At 72.6% G+C, this 1,954-nt stretch carries 1 protein-coding gene; it reads right to left on the bottom strand.

Annotation, left to right across the window (positions count from 1 at the left end):
* A partial coding sequence (locus AB0G13_RS34620; RefSeq protein WP_357883898.1) for a condensation domain-containing protein occupies window positions 1-1,954 on the bottom strand: 1,954 nt, incomplete at both ends.

Raw genomic sequence — 1,954 nt, 5'->3', positions numbered from 1 at the left:
ACCGCCACCTCACCCGCCGGCAGACACACCACCGACGCGTCACCGTCCACGTCGGCGACCATCGCCTCCAACACCGCCCGGTACATGCCACCGAGCCGCAGGACGTTGGGGTAGCTGACCGCGTGCGGTCGGGCCAGGATGTTGAGGACCCCGCCGAGCGTGGAGACGTGCAGGCCGAACTCGCCGCTGGCCTCGTAGATCGCGTCGTCGAAGCCGACCCGCTCGGTGTCGACCTGTTCGAAGTCCAGGTAGTTGAAGAGGATCTCGATCGGCCGGCGTCCGTCGCCGAGGCGCTGCACGGCCGGCAGCGGGTAGCGGCGGTGCGGCCACAGCTCCAGCTCCCCGGCGAACGTCCCCCGGATCAGCTCCCGCCAGGTCCGCGCGCCCGCGTCGTGCACGAACGGCAGCGTGTTGAGGTGCATCCCGTAGACCCGGTCGGCGCCGGTCACCTCGGGCCGGCCGTGGCTGACCAACCCGCTGGTGAACACGGGCTCGGCGGTGAGCTGGCTCATCACCTTCAGGTGCGCGGCCAGCAGCACGCTCTTCAGCGACGTGTCGGTCCGGCTGGCCAGCTCGCGCAGGTCGTCCATCAGGTCGTGCAGGGGGACCCGGGTGCCGCACTCGTACTCCGGGACCGACTCGTCCTCGCCCCAGCCGGCGGGCAGTTCGAAGACCGGCCGGGCCACGACGCCCTGCCAGTAGTCGCGGTCCTCGGCCGACGCCAGCGCCTCGATCTCGCCGGCGACGAAGTCGGCGTAGCGGACCGGGGGCGCCTCGAACGCCGCCGGCACGCCGGTGTCCCGCAGGCTGCGGTAGTTGTCGAGGATCTCCATCAGCAGCGAGTGGTGGCTCCAGCCCTCGAGGATGCCGTGCGACATGGTCAGCACGAACCACCACGTGTCGTTGCGGCCGGCCGCTCCGGCGATCCGCAGCTGCGGGACCTCGTCGGGGGTGAACGGCCGGGCCCGCTCGGCGGCCAGGTACGCCCGCAGCCGCTGCTCGGCCTCCTCGTCCGTGCCGTCGCGCAGGTCGAGCACCGTGACGTCCACGGGCACCTCGGCGTGCACGAGCTGCATCGGCACCGAGTAGCCGGTCAGGTCGAAGGAGGTGCGCAGGATCTCGTGCCGGTCCACGACGGTCCGCACGGCCCGGCGCAGCGCGTCGCCGTCGAAGGCGTGCTCGTCGCGGATCGGGAACGCCGACACGTTGTGGTAGGTACGTCGCTCCGAGTCGGAGAGGGTGACCACCAGCATGGCGAGCTGCACCTGCGCGCACGGGTACGCGTCGGCGAGCCCGGCGGGCAGGGCGGCCCGGTCGGCGTCGACGAGCAGGCTGAACGGGGCGACCGCCCGGAAGGCGGGTGCCGCCTCGACGTCGTCCCCGCCGGCGAGGTGCTGCGCCAGGGCGGCGACCGTGCGGTGCACGAAGACGTCGCGCACCGAGACCGGGTGCCCGGCGCCGCGCAGCGCGCCCACGAGCGCGATGGCGCTGATGGAGTGCCCGCCGAGGTCGAAGAAGCTCTCCTGGGTGCTGACCTGTTCCAGGTTGAGCACCTGGCCCCAGATCCCGGCCAGCTGGGCCTCCAGCTCCGTGGCCGGGGCGACGTACGCCCGGTGCGCGGGCACCGCGTTGTCCCAGAGGGCGGCCCGGTCGACCTTGCCGTTGGCGTTGAGCGGGATCGCCTCCACGGCGACGAACTCAGCCGGGATCATGTACTCCGGCAACTGCTCCGCGCACCGCTGCCGCACCCGGTCCAGCAGGCCGGGGGTCGCCGATGCGGCCGGCCGGTAGAACACCACCAGCCGGTCCGACTCGCCCACCAGGGCGACCGCGTCGCCGACGCCGTCGACGCCCTCCACGACCGACTCGATCTCGCCGAGTTCGATCCGGTAGCCGCGGATCTTCACCTGGTGGTCGACACGGCCGACGAACTCCACCGCCCCGTCGGCCATCC

Source organism: Micromonospora sp. NPDC023633, from assembly GCF_040640035.1.
Lineage (GTDB): Bacteria > Actinomycetota > Actinomycetes > Mycobacteriales > Micromonosporaceae > Micromonospora.
The sequence above is the reverse complement of the archived record's forward strand: the minus strand, read 5'-3'. Positions and strand labels throughout refer to the sequence as shown.